Annotated in this window: 14 protein-coding genes; all 14 read left to right on the top strand. The window is 61.1% G+C overall.

Features of this window, described 5'->3' with window-relative positions:
- Window positions 1–19: 19 nt before the first annotated feature.
- The 14 genes from rseP to eno all read left to right on the top strand — a co-directional run bounded on the left by rseP (window position 20) and on the right by eno (window position 19,085).
- Window positions 20–1,372 carry an RIP metalloprotease RseP gene (gene rseP, locus J3P88_RS24515; protein ID WP_434572085.1) on the top strand — a complete coding sequence of 451 codons (1,353 nt, stop codon included), beginning with the start codon at window positions 20–22 and terminating at the stop codon, window positions 1,370–1,372.
- A gap of 74 nt (window positions 1,373–1,446) precedes the next feature.
- A complete protein-coding gene (gene bamA, locus J3P88_RS24510) occupies window positions 1,447–3,834 on the top strand; it encodes an outer membrane protein assembly factor BamA (RefSeq protein WP_186705501.1) in 2,388 nt (795 codons plus the stop codon).
- 45 nt (window positions 3,835–3,879) lie between these two features.
- The gene (locus tag J3P88_RS24505; RefSeq protein WP_003184901.1) at window positions 3,880–4,383 is read left to right on the top strand and encodes an OmpH family outer membrane protein; all 504 of its coding nucleotides are present in this window, start codon (window positions 3,880–3,882) and stop codon (window positions 4,381–4,383) included.
- A 3-nt stretch (window positions 4,384–4,386) separates the two neighbouring features.
- Window positions 4,387–5,442 (top strand): UDP-3-O-(3-hydroxymyristoyl)glucosamine N-acyltransferase, encoded by a 1,056-nt coding sequence (gene lpxD, locus J3P88_RS24500; protein WP_186705502.1) that lies wholly within the window; start codon window positions 4,387–4,389, stop codon window positions 5,440–5,442.
- Window positions 5,443–5,547: 105 nt separating this feature from the next.
- Window positions 5,548–5,988 carry a 3-hydroxyacyl-ACP dehydratase FabZ gene (gene fabZ, locus J3P88_RS24495; RefSeq protein WP_003184897.1) on the top strand — a complete coding sequence of 147 codons (441 nt, stop codon included), beginning with the start codon at window positions 5,548–5,550 and terminating at the stop codon, window positions 5,986–5,988.
- Window positions 5,985–6,761 carry an acyl-ACP--UDP-N-acetylglucosamine O-acyltransferase gene (gene lpxA / locus J3P88_RS24490; protein WP_186705503.1) on the top strand — a complete coding sequence of 259 codons (777 nt, stop codon included), beginning with the start codon at window positions 5,985–5,987 and terminating at the stop codon, window positions 6,759–6,761. The genes fabZ and lpxA overlap by 4 nt, the downstream gene beginning before the upstream one ends.
- A gap of 2 nt (window positions 6,762–6,763) precedes the next feature.
- Complete coding sequence (gene lpxB, locus J3P88_RS24485) at window positions 6,764–7,903, top strand: lipid-A-disaccharide synthase (RefSeq protein ID WP_434572082.1); 1,140 nt, start codon at window positions 6,764–6,766, stop codon at window positions 7,901–7,903.
- Window positions 7,891–8,544, top strand: a complete 654-nt coding sequence (rnhB, locus tag J3P88_RS24480; RefSeq protein WP_434572080.1) for a ribonuclease HII — start codon at window positions 7,891–7,893, stop codon at window positions 8,542–8,544. Before lpxB ends, rnhB begins: the two co-directional genes overlap by 13 nt.
- 195 nt (window positions 8,545–8,739) lie before the next feature.
- Window positions 8,740–12,261 (top strand): DNA polymerase III subunit alpha, encoded by a 3,522-nt coding sequence (gene dnaE / locus J3P88_RS24475; RefSeq protein WP_434572078.1) that lies wholly within the window; start codon window positions 8,740–8,742, stop codon window positions 12,259–12,261.
- A gap of 149 nt (window positions 12,262–12,410) precedes the next feature.
- A complete protein-coding gene (locus J3P88_RS24470; protein WP_053182408.1) occupies window positions 12,411–13,358 on the top strand; it encodes an acetyl-CoA carboxylase carboxyltransferase subunit alpha in 948 nt (315 codons plus the stop codon).
- Window positions 13,359–13,508: 150 nt separating this feature from the next.
- Window positions 13,509–14,834 carry a tRNA lysidine(34) synthetase TilS gene (gene tilS, locus J3P88_RS24465; RefSeq protein WP_434572075.1) on the top strand — a complete coding sequence of 442 codons (1,326 nt, stop codon included), beginning with the start codon at window positions 13,509–13,511 and terminating at the stop codon, window positions 14,832–14,834.
- A 274-nt stretch (window positions 14,835–15,108) separates the two neighbouring features.
- Window positions 15,109–16,740, top strand: coding sequence for a CTP synthase (locus J3P88_RS24460; protein WP_003184880.1), 1,632 nt, complete (start codon window positions 15,109–15,111; stop codon window positions 16,738–16,740).
- A 4-nt stretch (window positions 16,741–16,744) separates the two neighbouring features.
- Window positions 16,745–17,590, top strand: coding sequence for a 3-deoxy-8-phosphooctulonate synthase (gene kdsA / locus J3P88_RS24455; protein ID WP_053118876.1), 846 nt, complete (start codon window positions 16,745–16,747; stop codon window positions 17,588–17,590).
- 205 nt (window positions 17,591–17,795) lie between these two features.
- On the top strand, window positions 17,796–19,085 hold the full coding sequence (gene eno, locus J3P88_RS24450; RefSeq protein ID WP_013692387.1) for a phosphopyruvate hydratase: 1,290 nt from the start codon (window positions 17,796–17,798) through the stop codon (window positions 19,083–19,085).
- The last annotated feature ends 77 nt before the right edge of the window (window positions 19,086–19,162 follow it).

Raw genomic sequence — 19,162 nt, 5'->3', positions numbered from 1 at the left:
AGGATTGCGGAGAAAACAGATGAGCGCGCTCTATATGATTGTCGGCACCCTGGTTGCGCTGGGGGTGTTGGTCACCTTTCACGAATTCGGTCATTTCTGGGTCGCGCGTCGCTGTGGCGTCAAGGTCCTGCGTTTTTCCGTGGGCTTTGGCATGCCATTGCTGCGTTGGCACGACAAGCAAGGCACCGAGTTCGTCGTGGCGGCTATCCCGTTGGGCGGCTACGTCAAGATGCTCGACGAGCGCGAAGGCGAAGTCCCGGCCGATCAGCTCGACCAATCCTTCAATCGCAAGAGCGTCCGCCAGCGTATCGCCATCGTCGCGGCGGGACCGATTGCCAACTTCCTGCTGGCCTTGGTGTTTTTCTGGGGCCTTGCGATGCTGGGTAGCGAGCAGGTGCGTCCGGTCATCGGTGGCGTAGAGGCTGGCAGCGTTGCCGCTCGTGCCGGGCTGGGTGCCGGGCAGGAAATCGTCGCGATCGACGGCGAGCCGACATCGGGCTGGGCGGCGGTCAACCTGCAGCTGGTACGTCGCCTGGGTGAGAGCGGTTCGTTGCAGTTAATGGTGCGCGAGCAGGGTTCCACGGTGGATTCGCCTCGCGAACTGATCCTGGACAACTGGCTCAAGGGCGCCGACGAGCCGGATCCGATCCGTTCCCTGGGGATCAAGCCTTGGCGTCCGGCGTTGCCGCCGGTTCTCGCCGAACTCGACCCGAAAGGCCCGGCCCAGGCTGCCGGCCTGAAGACCGGCGATCGGTTGCTGGCCCTCGATGGCCAGCCGGTCAGCGACTGGCAGCAGGTGGTCGATTCGGTTCGTGTACGTCCTGATACCAAGATTTTGCTGCGCATCGAGCGCGACGGTGCTCCAATCGACGTCCCGGTGACCCTGGCCGCCCGTGGCGAAAGCAAGGCGCCGACCGGTTACCTGGGGGCGGGCGTCAAGGCGGTCGACTGGCCACCGGAAATGATCCGCGAAGTCAGTTTCGGCCCTGTGGCGGCGATTGGCGAGGGTGCGCGTCGTACCTGGACCATGAGCATCCTGACGCTGGACTCGCTCAAGAAAATGTTGTTCGGCGAGCTCTCGGTAAAAAACTTGAGTGGACCGATAACCATTGCTAAAGTGGCGGGCGCTTCTGCCCAGTCGGGCGTCGCTGATTTCCTGAATTTCCTTGCTTATCTGAGCATTAGCCTGGGGGTTCTGAATTTGCTGCCCATCCCGGTACTGGATGGGGGGCATCTGCTGTTTTATCTGATCGAGTGGGCGCGTGGTCGTCCCTTGTCGGATCGGGTGCAAGGTTGGGGGATACAGATCGGTATCAGCTTGGTGGTCGGGGTCATGTTGCTTGCCCTCGTCAACGATCTGGGTCGTCTGTAACGCTTCGCTGAATTGCGAATCTGCCGCATTTTGCGGCAGTTTGTTTATTGCCAGTTGGAATAAGAAAGGACTTCATGAAACGTCTGCTGCTAACTGCGGTTCTCACCGTATTGATGATCGCCGAAGTTCACGCCGAGTCCTTCACTATCTCTGATATTCGCGTCAACGGCCTCCAGCGGGTTTCCGCGGGTAGCGTCTTTGGTGCCTTGCCGTTGAACGTCGGCGAGCAGGCGGATGATCGGCGCCTGGTGGAATCCACGCGTGCGCTGTTCAAGACCGGCTTCTTTCAAGATATCCAGCTGGGCCGTGACGGCAATGTCCTGGTCATCACGGTAGTCGAGCGCCCGTCGGTCGCCAGTATCGAGATCGAAGGCAACAAGGCGATCTCCACTGAAGACCTGATGAAAGGCCTCAAGCAGTCCGGCCTGGCCGAAGGCGAGATCTTCCAGCGCGCCACCCTCGAAGGCGTGCGTAACGAGCTGCAACGCCAGTACGTCGCCCAGGGCCGCTACTCGGCCACCGTCGACACCGAAGTGGTGCCGCAGCCGCGCAACCGCGTCGGCCTGAAGGTCAACATCAACGAAGGCACCGTGGCGGCCATCCAGCACATCAACGTGGTGGGCAACACGGTTTTCCCGGATGAAGACCTGATCGACCTGTTCGAACTCAAGACCACCAACTGGCTGTCGTTCTTCAAGAACGACGACAAGTACGCCCGTGAAAAACTCTCCGGTGACCTGGAGCGCCTGCGTTCCTACTACCTGGACCGTGGCTACATCAACATGGACATCGCTTCGACCCAGGTGTCCATCACCCCGGACAAGAAGCACGTCTACATCACCGTCAACGTCAACGAAGGCGAGAAGTACACCGTTCGTGACGTCAAGCTCAGCGGTGACCTGAAGGTCCCCGAGGACCAGGTCAAGTCGCTGCTGCTGGTGCAGAAGGGCCAGGTGTTCTCGCGCAAGCTGATGACCACCACGTCCGAGCTGATCACCCGCCGCCTGGGTAACGAGGGCTACACCTTCGCCAACGTCAGCGGCGTGCCGCAGCCGCACGATGAAGACCATACCGTCGACATCACCTTCGCCGTGGACCCGGGCAAGCGTGCCTACGTCAACCGCATCAACTTCCGTGGCAACACCAAGTCCGAGGACGAAGTGCTGCGCCGTGAAATGCGCCAGATGGAAGGTGGCTGGGCGTCGACCTACCTGATCGACCAGTCCAAGACCCGTCTCGAGCGCCTGGGCTTCTTCAAGGAAGTCAACGTCGAGACGCCGGCCGTGCCGGGCGTCGATGACCAGGTCGATGTGAACTACAGCGTCGAAGAGCAGGCTTCCGGTTCGATCACCGCCAGCGTCGGTTTCGCCCAGAGCGCCGGCCTGATCCTCGGTGGCTCGATCACCCAGAACAACTTCCTGGGTACCGGTAACAAGGTCAGCATCGGCTTGACCCGCAGCGAATACCAGACCCGCTACAACTTCGGTTTCGTGGACCCCTACTGGACCGCTGACGGCGTGAGCCTGGGCTACAACGCCTTCTACCGCACCACCGACTATGACGAACTCGATTCCGATGTCTCCAGCTATGCAGTAGACAGCTTGGGTGCCGGCGTCAACGTAGGTTATCCAATCAGCGAGACTTCGCGTCTTACATTCGGCCTCACCGCCCAGCAGGACGAGATCAGCACTGGCCGCTATACCGTTGACGAGATTTTCGATTTCGTCGATAAGGAAGGCGACAAATACCTGAACTTCAAAGCCTCTGTTGGTTGGTCCGAGTCGACCTTGAACAAGGGTGTGTTGGCAACCCGTGGCCGTTCCCAGAGCCTGGTATTGGAAACCACCACGCCTGGCAGCGACTTGTCGTTCTTCAAGCTCGATTACCGCGGCCAGCTGTTCCAGCCGCTGTCTGACAACTACACCATGCGCCTGCACACCGAGCTTGGTTATGGCGATGGCTACGGTTCGACCGACGGCCTGCCGTTCTACGAGAACTACTACGCCGGTGGTTTCAACTCGGTACGTGGCTTCAAGGACAGTACCTTAGGCCCACGCAGTACGCCGAGTCGCGGTGCAGCTGAGACTGGCAACCAGGGGACCATCCGGGACCCGGATCAGGATCCGCTGCCATTCGGTGGTAACGTCCTGATTCAGGGCGGGGTTGAATTGCTGTTCCCCATGCCGTTCGTCAAGGATCAGCGCTCCCTGCGTACCTCGGTATTCTGGGACGTGGGTAACGTATTCGATTCCAGTTGCGATAAACCTACCAACAACAATGGCACGTCATCCAACGCAGAGTGCAACGACATCAGCCTCAGCAACCTGGCCAGCTCCGTCGGTGTGGGCGTGACCTGGGTCACCGCACTGGGTCCTTTGAGCTTCGCGTTGGCGATGCCGATCAAGAAACCGGATGACGCTGAAACCCAAGTGTTCCAATTCTCCCTCGGCCAGACGTTCTAAGCGTCCGGCCCAAGATAACGACAATGGATTTTGTAGGAGTGCATCGTGCGTAAGTTGACTCAATTGGTTCTCCTGGCGACCGTACTGGTTGCCGGTCCGGCTTTTGCCGACATGAAGATTGCCGTGCTGAATTATCAGATGGCCCTGCTGGAATCCGACGCGGCGAAGAAATACGCCGTGGATGCCGAGAAAAAATTCGGCCCGCAACTGACCAAGCTCAAGGGCCTGGAAAGCAGCGCCAAGGGTATCCAGGACCGTCTGGTCGCCGGTGGCGACAAGATGGCCCAGGGTGAGCGCGAACGTCTGGAGCTTGAATTCAAGCAAAAGGCCCGTGACTTCCAGTTCCAGTCCAAGGAGCTGAACGAAGCGAAAGCTGTTGCTGACCGCGAAATGCTCAAGCAACTCAAGCCGAAACTCGACAGCGCTGTGGAAGAAGTCATCAAGAAAGGTGGTTTTGACCTGGTGTTCGAGCGTGGCGCAGTGATCGATGTCAAGCCTCAATACGACATCACGCGCCAAGTGATCGAGCGCATGAATCAGCTGAAGTAATCCATGACAGCGACTATCAAGCTCGGCCAGTTGGCCGAGTTCCTCGGCGCCACCCTGCGTGGCGACCCGGAGAAGGCAATTACTGGGCTAGCCACTTTGCAAGAGGCTGGCCCAGCTCAGTTGAGCTTTCTGGCAAATCCCCAGTACCGCAAGTATCTGGCTGACTGCCGGGCGGCTGCGTTGTTGCTCAAGGCTGCCGATGCCGATGGTTTTGCCGGCGATGCCTTGATCGTGCCCGATCCGTACCTGGCGTATGCCCGCATTTCCCATCTGTTCGATCCCAAGCCGACATCGGCCGCCGGTATTCATCCCAGCGCTGTGATCGCCGCAGATGCCGTGGTTGACCCCACGGCCAGCGTCGGCCCGTTCGTGGTCATCGAAAGCGCGGCCCGAATCGGCGCTGGTGTCACGCTGGGCGCCCATTGTGTCATTGGTGCGCGCAGCGAGATCGGCGAAGGCGGCTGGCTGGCGCCACGGGTCACCCTGTATCACGACGTGCGCATCGGCAAGCGGGTGGTGATCCAGTCCGGTGCCGTGCTGGGCGGGGAAGGGTTCGGTTTTGCCAACGAGAAGGGCATCTGGCAGAAGATCGCCCAGATCGGCGGTGTCACCATTGGCGATGACGTGGAGATCGGCGTCAACACTGCGATCGACCGCGGTGCCTTGGCCGACACGGTCATCGGCAATGGCGTCAAGCTCGACAACCAGATCCAGATCGCCCACAACGTCCAGGTCGGTGACCACACCGCCATGGCCGCCTGCGTGGGCATCTCCGGCAGCACCAAGATCGGCAAGCACTGCATGCTCGCCGGTGGCGTAGGCCTGGTGGGCCATATCGATATCTGTGACAACGTGTTCCTGACCGGGATGACCATGGTGACCCACTCGATTACCGAGCCGGGTGCCTATTCTTCCGGCACAGCCATGCAGCCGGCAGCCGAATGGCGCAAGAGCGCGGCGCGTATCCGCCAGCTCGACGACATCGCGCGGCGCCTCAAGCAGGTGGAAAAGCGCGTAGGGGACGTGACCCCTGGCGGTAATGCTTCATCAGATGGCTGATACCATTTCCATATCAAGTGTGCACAGCCGTTAGGGCATCTTGATTTGCTAGCGGAGTGCGCGTCACTCGTGCGCTCCCAATCTTTACATAGGCTTCCCCCCGAAATGATGGACATCAACGAGATTCGCGAATACCTGCCTCACCGTTACCCGTTCCTGCTGGTGGATCGGGTGGTGGACCTGGACGTTGAAGGCAAGCGCATTCGCGCCTATAAGAATGTCAGCATCAACGAGCCGTTCTTCAATGGTCACTTCCCCGCGCACCCAATCATGCCGGGCGTATTGATCATCGAGGCGATGGCCCAGGCTGCCGGGATCCTTGGTTTCAAAATGCTCGACGTAAAGCCTGCCGACGGCACGCTCTATTACTTCGTCGGTTCCGACAAGCTGCGCTTCCGCCAGCCGGTCACGCCGGGCGATCAATTGATCCTCGAAGCCAAGTTCATCAGTTGCAAGCGCCAGATCTGGAAGTTCGAATGCCAGGCTTCGGTCGACGGCAAGCCAGTCTGCTCCGCTGAAATCATCTGTGCGGAACGCAAACTATGAGTTTGATTGACCCTCGCGCAATCATCGATCCGACGGCCGTCCTGGCCGCCGATGTCGAGGTCGGCCCGTGGTCGATTATCGGCGCAGGTGTGGAAATCGGCGAGGGTACGGTGATCGGTCCCCACGTAATTCTCAAGGGACCGACCCGGATTGGTCGTCACAATCGCATCTACCAGTTTTCCTCGGTAGGCGAGGACACGCCCGATCTCAAGTACAAAGGTGAAGAAACCCGCCTGGTCATTGGCGATCACAACGTGATCCGCGAAGGCGTGACGATTCACCGTGGCACTGTCCAGGACCGTTCCGAAACGACCCTGGGCGACCACAACCTGATCATGGCTTACGCACACATCGGCCATGACAGCGTGATTGGCAACCATTGCATCCTGGTCAACAACACCGCGTTGGCCGGCCATGTGCACGTGGACGATTGGGCGATCCTGTCCGGGTTCACCCTGGTGCACCAGTATTGCCATATCGGCGCCCACAGCTTTTCTGGCATGGGCACCGCCATCGGCAAGGATGTCCCGGCCTATGTCACGGTGTTCGGCAACCCGGCCGAAGCCCGCAGCATGAACTTCGAAGGCATGCGCCGTCGGGGTTTCAGCGAAGAGGCGATTACCGCGCTGCGCCGTGCCTACAAAGTGGTGTACCGCCAGGGCCTGACCGTCGAGCAGGCGCTCGCCGAACTGGCCGAGGCGTCGGCACAGCACCCGGAAGTCGCGATTTTCCGCGATTCCATCCAGTCTTCGACCCGCGGCATCACTCGCTGACCATGGCTAACGTGCGCGTTGCACTGGTGGCGGGAGAGGCTTCCGGTGACATTCTGGGCGCGGGTCTGATGCGAGCGCTCAAGGCGCAGCACCCCGCGGTGGAATTCATCGGCGTTGGCGGGCCTTTGATGCAGGCCGAGGGCCTGACCTCCTATTTTCCGATGGAACGCCTGTCGGTGATGGGCCTGGTGGAAGTGCTCGGTCGCCTGCGTGAGCTGCTGGCTCGACGCAAGAAGCTGATCCAGACCCTGATCGACGAAAAACCGGATGTGTTCATCGGCATCGATGCGCCGGATTTCACCCTCAATATTGAACTCAAGTTGCGTCAGGCCGGGATCAGGACCGTGCACTACGTCAGCCCCTCGGTCTGGGCCTGGCGGCAGAAGCGCGTGCTGAAGATCCGCGAAGGCTGCGACCTGATGCTGACGCTGCTGCCGTTCGAGGCCCGCTTTTACGAAGAAAAGGGCGTGCCGGTGCGGTTTGTCGGGCACACCCTGGCCGACACCATTCCCCTGGAAGCCGACCGCGAGGCCGCTCGCCAGGCGTTGGGCCTGTCCGAAGGACCGCTGGTGGCCTTGATGCCCGGCAGTCGGGGCGGCGAAGTGAGTCGCCTGGGGGGCTTGTTCTTCGACGCCGCCGAACGCCTCCTGGCGCTGCGCCCCGGTGTGCGGTTTGTCCTGCCGTGTGCCAGTGCCCAGCGTCGCGTCCAACTGGAAGCCTTGTTGGACGGTCGCGATTTGCCGGTGACGTTGCTCGACGGTCGCTCCCATGACGCACTGGCGGCCTGTGACGCCGTGTTGATTGCCTCTGGCACGGCTACCCTTGAGGCGTTGCTGTTCAAACGCCCGATGGTGGTCGCCTATCGCCTGGCGCCGCTGACGTTCTGGATTCTCAAGCGCATGGTCAAGAGCCCCTACGTCTCCTTGCCGAACCTGCTGGCCCAGCGTCTGTTGGTGCCGGAACTGCTGCAAGACGATGCGACCGCCGAGGCGCTGGCCACTACGCTGTTGCCCTTGATCGATGGCGGCGAGGAACAGACCCGGGGCTTTGACGAAATCCATCGTACCCTGCGTCGCGATGCCTCCAACCAGGCGGCTGACGCGGTACTGACCCTGATTGGCGCAAAACCATGGGCAACGTAAAGCTACAGATGGGCCTGGACTTCAACCTGGTCGCCGAAGTGGAAGAGCTGGTGGCCGGTGTCGATGAAGTGGGGCGCGGCCCTTTGTGTGGCGCGGTGGTGACGGCGGCGGTGATTCTCGACCCTAAGCGGCCAATCCTCGGCCTGAATGATTCGAAGAAACTCACGGAAGCCCGTCGCGAAAAACTCTACGACGAAATCTGCGAGAAGGCCCTGAGCTGGTGCATCGCCCGGGCCGAAGTCGAAGAAATCGATGAACTCAATATCCTGCACGCCACCCTGCTCGCCATGCAGCGTGCCGTGCAAGGGCTGCATATCACGCCGAAGCTGGCGATGGTCGATGGCAATCGCTGCCCGAAACTGTCGATGCGCGCCGAAGCGGTGATCCAGGGCGACGGCAAGGTACCGGCCATCGCCGCGGCCTCGATCCTGGCGAAGGTCAGTCGCGACCGGGAAATGGCCGCCTTCGAGTTGATCTACCCGGGCTACGGCATCGGCAGCCACAAGGGCTACCCGACCCCCGTGCACCTCGAAGCCCTGGCGCGCCTTGGGCCAACGCCGATCCACAGGCGTTCGTTCGCTCCGGTGCGGCTGGCTTATGAAGCCCGTGATGGGTTGATCGTGAGCGAGGGGTTCACCTGATTCATCGTGGCGAGGGAGCTTGCTCCCGCTTGGGTGCGAAGCGCCCATAAGAAGGGGGCTGCTGCGCAGCCCAGCGGGAGCAAGCTCCCTCGCCACGGGTTCAATCCTCAAGAGAATGGGTTGCTGGCTGATGTTTTACCCAAGGCCCGGTACAATCCGGGCCTTGTTGTTTTCATGACTTAACGCAGGATCACTATGCCGGCTTCATTCGTTCATCTACGCCTGCACACTGAATACTCCCTGGTCGACGGTCTGGTGCGGATCAAGCCCCTGGTCAAGACCCTGGTGGGCATGAACATGCCTGCCGTGGCGGTCACCGACCAGAACAACATGTGTTCGCTGGTCAAGTTCTACAAGGCTGCCATGGGCGCCGGGATCAAGCCGATCTGTGGCGCCGACCTGTGGCTGTCGAACAAGGACCCGGACGCGCCGCTGAGCCGGATCAGCCTGTTGGTGATGAACGCCCTCGGTTATCGCAACCTCACCGAGTTGATTTCCCGCGGCTTTATCGACGGTCAGCGCAACGGCTCGATCATCATCGAACGCGAGTGGGTGGCCGAGGCCAGCGAAGGGCTGATCATGTTGTCCGCGGCCAAGGAAGGTGAAATCGGCCTGGCCCTGCTCAGCGGCAACCCCGAGGAAGCCGAGACCCTGGCCCGCGACTGGATGGCGGTGTTTCCGGATCGCTTCTACATCGAAGTGCAGCGCACCAGCCGTCCCAATGACGAAGAACACCTGCACGCCGCCGTGGCCTTGGCCGACAAGATCGGCGCGCCGCTGGTGGCGACCAACGATGTGCGGTTCATCAAGCAGGAAGATTTCGAAGCCCACGAAACGCGGGTTTGCATCGGTGAGGGCCGCGCCCTCGACGACCCGCGTCGGTCAAAGAACTACAGCAATCAGCAATACCTCAAGAGCGCTGAGGAAATGGCCGAGTTGTTCAGCGACCTGCCCGAGGCGCTGGAAAACACCGTCGAGATCGCCAAGCGCTGCAACATCGACGTGAAGCTGGGCAAGCACTTCCTGCCCAACTTCCCGATTCCCGATGGCATGACCATAGATGAATATTTCCGCAAGGTGTCCTTCGACGGTCTCGAAGAGCGCCTTAGTGTCCTGTTGCCCAAGGACACCACCGAAGACTACGAGGCCAAGCGCCAGGTCTATGTCGATCGGTTGAATTTCGAACTGGATATCATCATCCAGATGGGCTTTCCCGGTTACTTCCTGATCGTGATGGACTTCATCCAGTGGGCCAAGAACAACGGCGTGCCGGTGGGTCCTGGCCGTGGATCGGGTGCCGGGTCCCTGGTGGCCTACGTGCAGAAGATCACCGACCTCGACCCGCTGGAATATGACCTGCTGTTCGAACGTTTCCTCAACCCGGAACGGGTCTCCATGCCCGACTTCGACGTCGACTTCTGCATGGACGGTCGCGACCGGGTGATCGACTACGTGGCCGAGAAGTACGGCCGCAACGCGGTGAGCCAGATCATCACCTTCGGTTCCATGGCCGCCAAGGCGGTGGTGCGTGACGTGGCGCGGGTGCAGGGCAAGTCCTACGGTTTGGCGGATCGTCTGTCGAAGATGATTCCGTTCGAAGTCGGCATGACCCTGGAGAAAGCCTACGAGCAGGAAGAAATCCTGCGGGACTTCATCAAGGTCGACGAAGAGGCCGCGGAAATCTGGGAGATGGCCCGCAAGCTCGAAGGCGTGGTGCGTAACGTCGGCAAGCACGCCGGTGGCGTGGTGATCGCGCCGACCAAGCTGACGGACTTCTCGCCGATCTATTGCGACGAAGAAGGCGACGGCCTGGTGACCCAGTTCGACAAGGACGACGTCGAGGCGGCAGGCCTGGTGAAGTTCGACTTCCTCGGCCTGCGGACCCTGACGATCATTGACTGGGCGCTGAAGACCATCAACCGCGACCGGGCCAAGGTCGGCGAAGAACCGCTGGACATTGCCTTCATCCCACTGGATGACAAGCCGACCTACAGCCTATTGCAAAAAGCCGAAACCACGGCGGTGTTCCAGCTTGAATCCCGGGGCATGAAGGAGCTGATCAAAAAGCTCAAGCCCGACTGCCTGGAAGACCTTATTGCACTGGTGGCCCTGTTCCGTCCGGGGCCTCTGCAATCGGGCATGGTGGATGACTTCATCAACCGTAAGCACGGTCGCGCCGAGCTGGCCTACCCGCACTCGGATTATCAGTACGAAGGCTTGAAACCGGTGTTGGCACCGACCTATGGCATCATCCTGTATCAGGAACAGGTGATGCAGATTGCCCAGGTCATGGCCGGTTACACCCTCGGCGGCGCGGACATGCTGCGCCGGGCCATGGGTAAGAAAAAGCCCGAGGAAATGGCCAAGCAGCGCGGCGGTTTCATTGAAGGTTGCGCGACCAACGGCATCGACCCTGACCTGGCCGGTAACATTTTCGATCTGGTGGAAAAATTCGCCGGCTACGGCTTCAACAAATCCCACTCCGCCGCCTATGGCCTGGTGTCGTACCAGACCGCGTGGCTGAAAGCGCATTACCCGGCGCCGTTCATGGCGGCGGTACTGTCGGCGGATATGCACAACACCGACAAGGTCGTGACCTTGATCGAAGAAGTGCGAACCATGAAGCTGCGCCTCGACGCGCCGGACGTGAACGCTTCGGAGTTCAAGTTCACGGTGAACGACGAGGGCCGGATCATCTATGGCCTCGGCGCGATCAAGGGCGTGGGCGAGGGGCCGGTGGAAGCCATCACCGAAGCGCGCCAGGATGGGCCGTTCAAGGACCTGTTCGACTTCTGCGCGCGGGTCGACCTCAAACGCATCAACAAACGCACCCTCGACGGTTTGATCCGCAGTGGCGCCCTGGACCGGCTGGGCCCTTACTTCCACGACGAGCCAAAGGCCTACCAGGCCAACATCGACCGCAACCGCGCGGTCTTGCTGGCGGCGATGGAAGAGGCGATCAAGGCCGCCGAACAGACCGCCCGCACCCACGACAGCGGCCACGCCGACCTGTTCGGCGGGCTGTTCGTCGAGGAGGACGCCGATGTCTACGGCAACCATCGCAAGACCAAGGAGCTGACCCTCAAGGAACGTCTCAAGGGTGAAAAAGACACCCTGGGCCTGTACCTGACCGGTCACCCGATCGACGAATACGAAGGCGAGATCCGCCGTTTCGCCCGCCAGCGCATCATTGACCTCAAGCCGGCGCGCGACACCCAGACCGTCGCCGGCATGATCATCGCCCTGCGGGTAATGAAGAACAAAAAGGGCGACAAGATGGGCTTCATCACCCTCGACGACCGCTCCGGGCGTATCGAGGCCTCATTGTTCGCCGACGCGTTCCATTCGGCGCAGTCGTTGTTGCAGACCGACGCGATGGTGGTGGTGGAAGGCGAGGTCAGTAACGATGACTTCTCCGGTGGCCTGCGGCTGCGGGTCAAGCGGGTGATGAGCATGGAAGATGCCCGCACCAACCTGGCCGAGAGCCTGCGCCTGAAGTTGCAGACCCAGGATCTGAAGGGCGATCAGCTACGCTGGTTGGGCGAGTTGTTCAAGCGCCATCGCGGTGCTTGCCCGATCACCATGGAGTACGTACGCCCCGATGCCAAGGCCGTGCTGCAGTTCGGCGAAGGCTGGCGGATCGATCCGGCGGATGCGTTGATTCAAGCCTTGCGTGACCAGTTCGGCAAAGACAACGTCTTCCTCCAATACCGTTGACGGCCAGGGGCCACTGTTGAAACCGGAAAGCCCCTGATCTCGACCCGAATTTTTAATCTCGACCTGAACGCGCCTCTCCCTTAAGGTAGGCGCGAATAGACAACCGGCCGGCCCAAGCTCTCTTGGACGTCGACCCTAGACGGACGCCTATGAACCCGAATTTTCTAGATTTCGAACAGCCGATCGCCGACCTGCAAGCCAAGATCGAAGAGTTGCGCTTGGTCGGTAATGACAATTCGCTGAATATCGGCGATGAAATCTCTCGTCTGCAGGACAAAAGCCGCACGCTGACCGAAGACATCTTTGGCAAGCTGACCAGTTGGCAGATTGCCCGCCTGGCGCGGCACCCTCGTCGTCCCTATACCCTGGACTACATCGACCACATCTTCACCGAGTTCGATGAGCTGCACGGCGACCGTCACTTCTCCGACGACGCCGCGATCGTCGGCGGCGTTGCCCGCCTGGACGACCAGCCGGTGATGGTCATCGGTCATCAGAAAGGTCGCGAAGTGCGTGAGAAGGTACGCCGTAACTTTGGCATGCCGCGTCCGGAAGGCTACCGCAAGGCGTGCCGCCTGATGGAAATGGCCGAGCGCTTCAAGATGCCGATCCTGACCTTCATCGACACCCCGGGTGCCTACCCAGGCATCGATGCCGAAGAGCGCAACCAGAGCGAAGCGATTGCCTGGAACCTGCGCGTCATGGCGCGCCTGAAAACCCCTATCATCGCCACCGTGATTGGCGAGGGCGGTTCCGGCGGTGCGTTGGCCATCGGTGTCTGCGACCAGCTGAACATGCTGCAATACTCCACTTACGCGGTGATCTCGCCGGAAGGCTGCGCCTCGATCCTGTGGAAAACCGCCGAAAAGGCGCCGGATGCCGCCGAAGCCATGGGCATTACCGCCGAGCGTCTCAAGGGGCTGGGCATCGTTGATAAAGTGATCAACGAGCCAGTGGGCGGCGCCCATCGCGACCCAGCCGCAGCCGCAGCGCTGATTCGTGCGGAGCTGAGTTCGCAGCTGTCGATGCTCAAGAAGTTCGACAACGACGCGCTGCTGACCCGTCGCTATGAGCGGTTGATGAGCTACGGTCTCTGATCTGACCAAGCCTCCAGCAGTTGTGGGGAGCCGATGTGGGAGCGGGCTTGCTCGCGAAAGCGGTTTAACATTCAACCCATGTGTTGACTGATTTACCGCCTTCGCGAGCAAGCCCGCTCCCACATTTGATTTGTGCCAAGGCTGAGACCGATGAACGCAAGCAACGATCTGCCAAGCCGCCTGCTGACCCAGCTCATTCCCTGGCGCAACGCCGCCACCTGGCGCATCGCCTTCTCCGGTGGTCTCGACTCCACCGTCCTGTTGCACCTGCTCGCGACCCTTTCGCAACACCACGCCTTGCCCGCGCTGAGCGCCATCCATGTGCATCACGGCCTTCAGGCTGTGGCCGATGCGTGGCCGGAGCATTGCCGTTCGGTCTGTGCGGCCCTGGGCGTGCCGTTGGACGTGGTGAATGTACACGTGCGTCCCGGCGCCAGTGTCGAGCGCGCTGCCCGCGAGGCGCGTTACGCCGCCTTCGTCGCGGCGATCGGCAGTCATGAAGTGCTGCTCACCGCCCAACATCGTGATGATCAGGCAGAGACCCTGTTGTTTCGCCTGCTGCGGGGGGCGGGGGTGAGGGGGCTGGCGGCGATGCCACGGCAGCGGCCATTGGGCCAGGGGCATCTGCTGCGGCCGTTGCTCGATGTGTCCCGCTTGGAGCTGGAAGCCTATGCGGCGCAGCAAGGCTTGAGCTGGATCGACGACCCGTCCAACGACGATCACCGGTACGCGCGCAATTACCTGCGCCAGCGGGTTTTTCCGATGCTGGCCGAGCACTGGCCGCAGGCCTCGTCAACCCTGGCTCGCGGCGCAGCGCACATGGGCGAGGCCCAAGGCTTGCTGGACGACTTGGCGCGGATCGACCTGGCCCAGGCCGCCACCCCGTGTGCGTTCGACTGGCTTGGGCTGCAATCCCTGGCGCTGGCGCCTTTGCGGGCGTTGTCGCCGGCCCGTCAGCGCAATGCCTTGAGCCACTGGCTGGCGCCGCTGACCCTGCTGCCCGACAGCGATCACTGGGCGAGCTGGGATTCGTTGCGCGATGCCGCGGACGATTCCCGGCCAGTCTGGCGCCTGGCCGGTGGCGAATTGCACCGGGCCGGCGGGCGGGTCTGGTGGTTATCCGACCACTGGCTGTCTTCGCCGCCAGGCGCCGTCGATTGGGCGGATCCGGCGGTTGCGCTGCGCTTGCCGGGCAACGGGCAGCTGCTGCTCAACGGCAAGCCGCCTGCGGGACCGCTTAGCGTGCGCTATCGTCAAGGCGGCGAAGTGATGGTACTACCTGGCCGTGGTCATCGTGATCTCAAGCGTTTGCTCAACGAAAAGGGCGTGCCGGCGTTCGTTCGCGACCGATTGCCGCTGCTCTATCAGGGCGAGCAATTGCTGGCGGTGGCCAACCTGGCCGGCCTCGATGCACAGGCTGATGGCAGTTGGCAATTGATCTGGACGCCAGGAAACCAAGATCTGGGTTTGAGCTGAAAGGGGCTTTCCGGTAGACTACGCTCCCTTCTTGATACAACTTCTGTGGATTCGCCTGAATTGCAGGAGTTGCCGATTACCAAGCAGTCTTTGCTGGGCGATTCCAAAAAATGTGTAGCGAGCAACGTACCGGTGATTTCACTTCCGGTCTGTCCCAACGCGGCGGTTTTTTTGAAAGGTGCACTGTGATTAATGCAGGTGATCGGGGGCTTCGGCCTTCCTTCGCTTTCCCCGGCGGCTCGGACCGCTTTAACGCAGACTTCTAGGGTTTTTCATGACGCGCTACATATTCGTCACGGGCGGTGTTGTTTCTTCATTGGGGAAAGGCATTGCCTCGGCTTCATTGGCGGCCATCCTGGAGGCGCGGGGACTTAAGGTCACCATGCTCAAGCTGGACCCGTACATCAACGTCGACCCGGGCACCATGAGCCCGTTCCAGCACGGTGAAGTGTTCGTCACCCACGACGGCGCCGAGACCGACCTGGACCTGGGCCACTACGAGCGGTTCATCCGCACGACCATGACCCAGAACAACAACTTCACCACCGGTCGTGTCTATGAGCACGTCCTGCGCAAGGAGCGTCGTGGTGACTACCTGGGCGCGACCATCCAGGTCATCCCGCACATCACCGACGAAATCAAGCGCCGCATCATCAAGGGTGCCGGCGACGCCGACGTGGCGATGGTGGAAATCGGCGGTACCGTGGGCGATATCGAGTCCCAGCCGTTCCTCGAAGCCATCCGCCAGTTGCGTTTCGAAATCGGCGCCAAGCGCGCGATGCTGATGCACCTGACACTGGTGCCGTACATCGCCACCGCCGGCGAAACCAAGACCAAGCCTACCCAGCATTCCGTCAAGGAGCTGCGTTCCATCGGCCTGCAGCCGGACGTGCTGATCTGCCGCTCCGATCACCCGATCGACATTTCTTCGCGCCGCAAGATCGCCCAGTTCACCAACGTCGAAGAGCGCGCGGTCATCGGCCTGGAAGACGCCGACACCATCTACAAGATCCCGGGCATCCTGCATTCCCAAGGCCTGGACGATTTCGTCGTCGAGCGTTTCGGCCTGCAGTGTGCCGGCGCCGACCTGTCCGAATGGGACGCCGTGGTCGATGCCAAGCTCAATCCGGAACACGAAGTCACCATCGCCATGGTCGGCAAGTACATGGAGCTGCTGGACGCCTACAAGTCGCTGATCGAAGCGATGAGTCACGCCGGTATCAGCAACCGCACCAAGGTCAACCTGCGCTACATCGATTCCGAAGACATCGAGAACCAGGGCACCGGCCTGCTCGAAGGCGCCGATGCGATCCTCGTGCCGGGCGGCTTCGGCCTGCGGGGCGTGGAAGGCAAGATCACCGCCGTGCAATACGCTCGTGAAAACAAGGTGCCTTACCTGGGGATCTGCCTGGGCATGCAAGTGGCGGTCATCGAGTTCGCCCGTAACGTGCTGGGCTGGAAAGACGCCAACTCCACCGAATTCGATCGCGCCAGCGGCCACCCGGTCGTCGGCCTGATCACCGAGTGGGAAGATGCCACCGGCGCCGTGGAAGTGCGTACCGAAAGCTCGGACCTGGGCGGCACCATGCGTCTCGGTGCCCAGGAATGCCTGCTCGAAGCCGGCTCCAAGGTGCACGATTGCTACGCCAAGGATGTGATCGTCGAGCGTCACCGTCATCGCTACGAAGTGAACAACAACCTGCTGCCACAACTGATCGAGGCCGGCCTGAAGATTTCCGGTCGCTCCGGTGACGGCGCGCTGGTGGAAGTGGTCGAGTCCCCGGACCATCCATGGTTCGTCGCCTGCCAGTTCCACCCCGAGTTCACCTCGACGCCACGGGACGGTCATCCGTTGTTCAGCGGTTTCGTGAAGGCCGCTTTGGCTCAACACCAGAAAAAGGCATAAGACGATGGCCCAGAAAATCATCCGCGTCGGCGATATCGAGATTGCCAACGACAAGCCCATGGTGCTGTTCGGCGGCATGAACGTACTGGAAAGCCGCGACATGGCGATGCAGGTCTGCGAGGAGTACGTGAAGGTCACCCAGAAACTGGGGATCCCTTATGTGTTCAAGGCCAGTTTCGACAAGGCCAACCGCTCGTCCGTGACGTCCTACCGTGGCCCGGGCCTGGAAGAAGGCATGCGCATCTTCCAGGACATCAAGCAAGCCTTCGGCGTGCCGATCATCACCGACGTCCACGAGCCTGCCCAGGCCGCGGTCGTCGCCGAGGTCTGCGACATCATCCAGTTGCCGGCCTTCCTGTCGCGCCAGACCGACCTGGTGGTCGCGATGGCCAAGACTGGCGCGGTGATCAACATCAAGAAGGCCCAGTTCCTCGCGCCCCAGGAAATGAAACACATCCTGAGCAAGTGCGAGGAGGCTGGCAACGACCAGTTGATCCTCTGCGAGCGGGGTTCGAGCTTCGGCTACAACAACCTGGTGGTGGACATGCTCGGCTTCGGCATCATGAAGCAGTTCGAGTACCCGGTGTTCTTCGACGTGACCCACGCGCTGCAAATGCCTGGCGGTCGCTCCGATTCCGCGGGTGGTCGTCGTGCCCAGGTCACCGACCTGGCCAAGGCCGGTATCAGCCAGTCCCTGGCTGGCCTGTTCCTTGAAGCCCACCCTGACCCTGACAACGCAAAGTGCGACGGCCCTTGTGCCTTGCGCTTGAACAAGCTGGAACCTTTCCTGTCTCAGCTCAAGTCGCTGGATGAGCTGGTCAAGGGTTTTCCGACGATAGAAACCGCGTAACGCGGTTTTCTCCGGTAAAGTACCGCTCGATTATCGCTCTGGCCCGCTGGCCGCACTGCTCTTGTGGGAGCATGGCTTGCTGTGGCGAGGGAGCTTGCTCCCGCTGGAGCGCGAAGCGCTCCCATTCGGTCTCTTTTGGCTGAATCGCAACTGAGAGCGAGCACGTTTTCTGCAACGTCTAGTCAACTTTGGAGTGTTTACAACAATGGCAAAAATCGTCGACATCAAAGGTCGTGAAGTTCTCGACTCCCGTGGCAACCCCACTGTTGAAGCGGACGTGCTTCTCGACAACGGCATCATCGGCAGCGCATGCGCGCCGTCCGGTGCTTCCACTGGCTCGCGCGAAGCGCTGGAGCTGCGTGATGGCGACAAGAGCCGTTACCTGGGCAAGGGCGTGCTCAAAGCCGTTGCCAACATCAACGGTCCGATCCGCGAACTGCTGCTGGGCAAGGATCCTGCCGACCAGAAAGCCCTCGATCACGCGATGATCAAGCTCGACGGTACCGAGAACAAAGCCACCCTGGGTGCCAACGCAATCCTCGCCGTGTCCCTGGCCGCCGCCAAGGCCGCCGCCCAGGACCAGGACCTGCCGCTGTACGCCCACATCGCCAACCTCAACGGTACCCCAGGTGTCTATTCGATGCCGGTGCCGATGATGAACATCATCAACGGCGGCGAGCATGCCGATAACAACGTCGACATCCAGGAATTCATGGTGCAGCCGGTTGGCGCCAAGACCTTCTCCGAAGGCCTGCGCATGGGCACCGAGATTTTCCATCACCTCAAGGCCGTGCTGAAAGCCCGTGGCCTGAGCACCGCCGTTGGCGACGAAGGCGGTTTCGCACCGAACCTGGCGTCCAACGAAGACGCGCTGAAAGTGATCTCCGAAGCCGTGGCCAATGCTGGCTACAAGCTGGGCACCGACGTCACCCTGGCCCTGGACTGCGCCGCCAGTGAGTTCTACGAAGACGGCAAGTACAACCTGTCCGGCGAAGGCCAGGTGTTCACCGCCGAGGGTTTCGCCGACTACCTCAAGGGCCTGACCGAACGCTACCCGATCATTTCCATCGAAGACGGCCTGGACGAGTCCGACTGGGCCGGCTGGAAAATCCTCACCGACAAGATCGGCGAGAAGACCCAACTGGTGGGTGACGACCTGTTCGTGACCAACACCAAGATCCTGAAAGAAGGCATCGACAAGAAGATCGCCAACTCGATCCTGATCAAGTTCAACCAGATCGGCACCCTGACCGAAACCCTGGAGGCCATCCAGATGGCCAAGGCTGCCGGCTACACCGCCGTGATCTCCCACCGCTCCGGTGAAACCGAAGATTCGACCATTGCCGACCTGGCCGTGGGCACCGCGGCAGGCCAGATCAAGACCGGTTCGCTGTGCCGCTCCGACCGCGTTTCCAAGTACAACCAACTGCTGCGTATCGAAGAGCAGTTGAATGGCAAGGCCAAGTACAACGGTCGCGCCGAGTTTCGCGGTTAAGCGGTAAATGGTAAAAAGACAGCGGGTTAGGTCGTAAAGGTCGCCATGACGGCGGTTTTGCCTCTAACCTGATGCCT

The sequence above is a fragment of the Pseudomonas sp. Z3-6 genome, from assembly GCF_051131985.1.
Lineage (GTDB): Bacteria > Pseudomonadota > Gammaproteobacteria > Pseudomonadales > Pseudomonadaceae > Aquipseudomonas > Aquipseudomonas zanjanensis.
This window is presented reverse-complemented; position numbering and strand designations above follow the sequence as displayed.

Excerpts from the sequence above, each read along its gene's own strand:
- rseP (WP_434572085.1), top strand. The coding sequence starts at position 20 with ATGAGCGCGCTCTATATGATTGTCGGCACCCTGGTTGCGCTGGGGGTG.
- rnhB (WP_434572080.1), top strand. The coding sequence starts at position 7,891 with ATGGGCAACGTAAAGCTACAGATGGGCCTGGACTTCAACCTGGTCGCC.
- dnaE (WP_434572078.1), top strand. The coding sequence starts at position 8,740 with ATGCCGGCTTCATTCGTTCATCTACGCCTGCACACTGAATACTCCCTG.
- bamA (WP_186705501.1), top strand. The coding sequence starts at position 1,447 with ATGAAACGTCTGCTGCTAACTGCGGTTCTCACCGTATTGATGATCGCC.
- J3P88_RS24460 (WP_003184880.1), top strand. The coding sequence starts at position 15,109 with ATGACGCGCTACATATTCGTCACGGGCGGTGTTGTTTCTTCATTGGGG.
- kdsA (WP_053118876.1), top strand. The coding sequence starts at position 16,745 with ATGGCCCAGAAAATCATCCGCGTCGGCGATATCGAGATTGCCAACGAC.
- J3P88_RS24470 (WP_053182408.1), top strand. The coding sequence starts at position 12,411 with ATGAACCCGAATTTTCTAGATTTCGAACAGCCGATCGCCGACCTGCAA.
- fabZ (WP_003184897.1), top strand. The coding sequence starts at position 5,548 with ATGATGGACATCAACGAGATTCGCGAATACCTGCCTCACCGTTACCCG.
- lpxB (WP_434572082.1), top strand. The coding sequence starts at position 6,764 with ATGGCTAACGTGCGCGTTGCACTGGTGGCGGGAGAGGCTTCCGGTGAC.
- lpxA (WP_186705503.1), top strand. The coding sequence starts at position 5,985 with ATGAGTTTGATTGACCCTCGCGCAATCATCGATCCGACGGCCGTCCTG.
- tilS (WP_434572075.1), top strand. The coding sequence starts at position 13,509 with ATGAACGCAAGCAACGATCTGCCAAGCCGCCTGCTGACCCAGCTCATT.
- lpxD (WP_186705502.1), top strand. The coding sequence starts at position 4,387 with ATGACAGCGACTATCAAGCTCGGCCAGTTGGCCGAGTTCCTCGGCGCC.
- eno (WP_013692387.1), top strand. The coding sequence starts at position 17,796 with ATGGCAAAAATCGTCGACATCAAAGGTCGTGAAGTTCTCGACTCCCGT.